Source organism: Cetobacterium sp., from assembly GCF_051653945.1.
Taxonomy (GTDB): Bacteria; Fusobacteriota; Fusobacteriia; order Fusobacteriales; family Fusobacteriaceae; genus Cetobacterium_A.
Map to the genome: position 1 here is coordinate 1 of NZ_JBOFXD010000009.1, position 4,553 is coordinate 4,553.

Sequence of the window (4,553 nt, forward strand, 5' to 3'; positions counted from 1 at the left end):
CTAGATATAAAATATATAATGTAATCTTATCTATTAATATATTTATTTTTTTAGTTTGTAGTTTTTTTCTTCCTTCCTATACTAAAAACTATACTTTAAAACCAATAATAAATATTTTAAAAAATAATAATAATATTTATAGTTATCGTTTTTTAGATGCTAGAAATATTTCTTTTGAAATAAATAAAAAATATATTGAAGATATTTCATCAAGTGAAGCTATTAAAGTCAATAAAAATACTTTAGTTTTGGTAAGAAATAAATATTTAAATGACATACTTGAACAAAATTTTCAAATTATTTTTCAAAATAGAAGGTATACACTTCTTAAAAAAAATGATTAATTTAAAATTAAAATAAATTTATAAAAATATGGAGGTTTTTGTGCTTAGAAAAAATTATTTATCACTATTTATTATTTTGGGAATTCTTTCGACAGCTACATTTGCATCTACAATTACAAATCCTACATCAATAGAGAAAAATGTCAATGATTACTCGTTAGAAAAAATACAAAAAAAATTATATGAAGAAATTGGATTAGCAAAAAAAGTTGATTACAAAGTTTTTCAAAAAGCAATTACAGGTTATTCAAAAATAGAAAACAAAGAAAAAAATGATTATTTAACTATTATTGATTTTTCAAAACCATCTACTGAAGAAAGGTTCTTTATAATTGATTTAAAACAAAAAAAATTATTAGTATCTACTTATGTCACTCATGGAAAAAATAGTGGTTTAAATGTTGCAACATCTTTTTCAAATAAAGTAAACTCTTATAAAAGTTCTATTGGATTTTTTAAAACAGAAAATACATATATGGGAAAAAATGGATACTCTTTAGTTTTAGATGGTTTAGAAAAAGGTATCAACGATAATGCGAAAAAAAGATATATTGTTATACATGGAGCTGATTATGCAAATCCTCAGCTTGCAAAAAATCAAGGTCGGTTGGGAAGAAGTCTTGGATGCCCAGCTCTTCCTAAAGATATCTATAAACAAGCTATTAATTTAATAAAATCTGGATCAGTTGTATTTGCATATGGTGATGATCCTAAATATAAGAGCACTAGTACTTTAGTCTAAAATGAACGGAGGAAATAAAATCAAAAAATATACATATCTTAAATTTGGAAGCTTATTGATAAAATTTATATTTTTATCACATCCCACATTTTCAAATATAAATAAAACTTTAGTAGAAAAGTATAGCGATAAGATTCCTATGAGCATAAATGTTAATATAAAAAATAATGAAGCACAACCTGCATATTTTAATTATGTTTTCATAAAAACGATAGATGCATCTATTCGAGAAGATGCGTCTATCAATGCAAAAGAAATTATAAAATTTCCATTTAATACAAAGCTAAAAGTACTTGAAAAAGTAAAATCAAATGGAAATGAATGGTATAAAGTAGAGTTAATAAACACTGACGGAATTAAAAGATTTGGATATATCTCATCCTTGCTTGTTACATTTAGAACTTTTAGATTTGAAGAAATGGATAATCGAATTAAAAGTTTATCAAGTTTTTTAAAATCAGAATCTGAAAATAATAAGAAATTGGTTTCTATAAACACATATAAACCTAATCCTAATAATAAAAATATGAATAGAACTAAAGATAAATACGGAACATCAGCAGATCAAAATGCTAAAGCTTTATATAAAGATGAGGTTATCTACATTCCTGATAGAACACTACTATCAATAGAATTTGAAAAAGATAATTACTTATATGTTAATACTCCAAATATTCCAGAAAAACCTTTGAAAATTAATAAAAATCTTATAAGTAGATATCCTTTTATTAATCCTGATTTCAAAAAGGTTATTGTAATTGATTTAGATAATGAAAATCAAGGTATATTTGAAAAGACTTTAAATAACAACTGGGAACTTATTTCTTACACACTTAATAAAACAGGATTAGAAAGTACTCTTGGCTTCGAGACTCCTAAAGGATATTTTATAGTTCCTATGGTTAAATATGAAATGGGATTTAGAGATGACTTTAATACTTCTGGAGGAATAGCAAAATATGCAATTAGATTTTCTGGTGGAGGATATATTCATGGAACTCCTATTAATTTTGAAGAGGAGATTAATAGAGATTTTTTTCTTCAAGAAAAAGATAGTACTTTAGGAACTGTTGAAGGAACTAGAAAGTGTATTAGAAACACTGAAGCTCATATAAAATTTCTTTTTGATTGGGTCACTAATGGGAAAGTTAACAGAAAATCAAATGAGCAAAAACCAGATGAAAATGTGATGGTTATAATTTTTTAGATTTTTATTAAAATAATTTGTATGTATATTTATATTTAGGATGGTGAAAATATAATGAAAAAGTATTTAAGAAAATCAAAGTTTTTATTGGTATTTAATATAATTATACTTCATAATGTAGTAGCTTATTCTGTAGACAATGAATTTGTTCAAAATATAAAAGAATTAAAAGAAATTTCTGATGTTATAAATATAATAAAATCAAATTATGTAGGAGAAAAAAAAGATGAAAATACAAATATTACTAATATATCCCTAGTTCAAGGTGCATTAAAAGGAATGATAAATTCATTAGATGATCCTTACTCAAACTATTTCTCTAAAGAAGAAATGGAGAGTTTTAAAGAAGATCTGGAGGGTGAATATGCTGGAATAGGAACTGTTATTCAGAAAAATAGTAATGAATATTTATTAGTTGTTTCCTCAATATATGATACTCCAGCATTCTTGGCAGGAATAAAGGCTAAAGATAGAATTCTTTCTATTGATGGAGAAAGTACTTTAAATTTAACATTTAAAGAATGTGCAGATAGATTAAAAGGAAAAAATGGAAGTTTAGTTAAACTTGTTGTTTATGATGAAAATACAAATAATAGTAAAAAAATCGATTTAAAACGTACTCTTATTCAACTAAAATATGTTAAAAGTAAACTTCTCAAGGATTCTATTGGATATTTAAGATTGACTCAATTTGGTGAAAATATATATGAAGATTTAAGTACAGAGCTAAAAAATCTACAAAATAATGGAGCTAGAGGAATTATTTTTGATTTAAGAAATAATCCCGGTGGTTCACTAAAAGAGGCTGTAAGAGTTTCATCAATGTTTATATCTAATGGAAAAATTGTTAGTACAAAAGGAAAAGATGGTCAAGAGGAAATTATCTTTCGTGAAGGAAAATATTTTGGAGAATTTCCACTTATAATTTTAATTAATCAAGAAAGTGCTTCCGCTTCAGAAATTGTCTCAGGAGCTATAAAAGACTATAAAAGAGGCATCCTCCTTGGTGAAAAAACTTTTGGGAAAGGAAGTGTTCAAACACTTATTCCATTACCTCATGAAGATGGAATAAAATTAACAATTGCTAAATATTATACCCCAAATGGAATCTCTATTCACGAAAAAGGTATTGATCCTGATATATTTATTGAAAATAAAAAAGTCTTCTCAGATAATATTATAACAAATATTAATGAAACAGATTTAAGAGATAATAACAAAATCAATGATTTACTTTCAGGCGAAGATACTCAATTAGAAAAAGCTATTGAAGAAATGTCTAAACTTATTAACAAAAATTAATAATAAAAGGAGTTATTTTAATGAGTTTAATTTTAAAAAATAAAATATGTGTAATAATAGGATTAAAAGGTAATTTTCAAATAGAAATTATAAAATATTTAATAAAAAAAGAAGCTAAAATATATATTTTTGGAGAATTCTCTAAAAATATTCAATCTTTTTTATCTCAATGTGAAAATAATATACATTTTCAAGAAGCAAATATACCTTTTAAAAGCTACATTAAAAAAATTACAAATATAGAAAAAATTGATTATCTATTTACCAATATAGAAATTAATGTAAAAAATACTACTTGGGAAATATGGAATAATATTTATGGATTTAATGTTTTAGGAGCTATAATAGAGACTCTTCCCTATATGAAGGAACAAAAAATGGGGCGTATTATGATTTCTATTTTTATGAAAAATTATTCTAATAATATCTATCAAAATCATTATGTTGCAACTAAAAATGCTCTTAAAGAAATTGCAAAAAATTTAAATTTTGAATTTCAAAAAGATCATATTACAACTCAAATAATATCTCAAAACTTAGAAAATTTAAATATTTTAAAGGCTGATATTTCTACAAGAAAAATTATTAAAGAAACTTTTAATATTTTTAAGTAACTATTTTTTTAACTAAAGCAAGAAATATAAGAAATATTTTAGGAGAGAATATATGAATGGATTTTTATATAAATTAGATTTAATTAATCGATTAATTATTATCGAAAAACAAATAAAAAATATTTTTAATAATACAGAAGAAAATGATGATTATAAAAATACATTAAATAAAATTATAATTATTCAAAAAAATCTTTCTGATATTAAATTTACTATTTTCAAAAATTATATTGAGAACTGTAACCTATCCGATCTTGAGAAACAAAATATAAAAAATCTTGTATTATATAATCATAAACCCAATTAAATCTTCAATTTTAAGATTTTGTATATCCTAATATTAT

General features: G+C 23.3%; 5 protein-coding genes and 1 pseudogene. All 6 read left to right on the top strand.

The window, feature by feature from the left end; genetic code table 11:
• Positions 1–344: pseudogene (locus tag ACRC8M_RS00835) on the top strand (hypothetical protein); the annotation flags it as partial.
• 40 nt (positions 345–384) lie between these two features.
• Positions 385–1,086 (top strand): murein L,D-transpeptidase catalytic domain family protein, encoded by a 702-nt coding sequence (locus tag ACRC8M_RS00840; protein ID WP_257164364.1) that lies wholly within the window; start codon positions 385–387, stop codon positions 1,084–1,086.
• Between the two features lie 55 nt (positions 1,087–1,141).
• Positions 1,142–2,293 (top strand): L,D-transpeptidase family protein, encoded by a 1,152-nt coding sequence (locus ACRC8M_RS00845; protein WP_257164363.1) that lies wholly within the window; start codon positions 1,142–1,144, stop codon positions 2,291–2,293.
• Positions 2,294–2,347: 54 nt separating this feature from the next.
• Positions 2,348–3,595, top strand: coding sequence for a S41 family peptidase (locus ACRC8M_RS00850; protein WP_257164362.1), 1,248 nt, complete (start codon positions 2,348–2,350; stop codon positions 3,593–3,595).
• Positions 3,596–3,615: 20 nt separating this feature from the next.
• Positions 3,616–4,209 carry an SDR family NAD(P)-dependent oxidoreductase gene (locus ACRC8M_RS00855; protein ID WP_257164361.1) on the top strand — a complete coding sequence of 198 codons (594 nt, stop codon included), beginning with the start codon at positions 3,616–3,618 and terminating at the stop codon, positions 4,207–4,209.
• A 52-nt stretch (positions 4,210–4,261) separates the two neighbouring features.
• A complete protein-coding gene (locus ACRC8M_RS00860; RefSeq protein WP_438527386.1) occupies positions 4,262–4,516 on the top strand; it encodes a metal-sensing transcriptional repressor in 255 nt (84 codons plus the stop codon).
• Positions 4,517–4,553 lie beyond the last annotated feature (37 nt).

Bases quoted from the DNA above. Each gene is read 5' to 3' on its own strand.
- ACRC8M_RS00850 (WP_257164362.1), top strand. From the start codon at position 2,348: ATGAAAAAGTATTTAAGAAAATCAAAGTTTTTATTGGTATTTAATATA.
- ACRC8M_RS00855 (WP_257164361.1), top strand. From the start codon at position 3,616: ATGAGTTTAATTTTAAAAAATAAAATATGTGTAATAATAGGATTAAAA.
- ACRC8M_RS00860 (WP_438527386.1), top strand. From the start codon at position 4,262: ATGAATGGATTTTTATATAAATTAGATTTAATTAATCGATTAATTATT.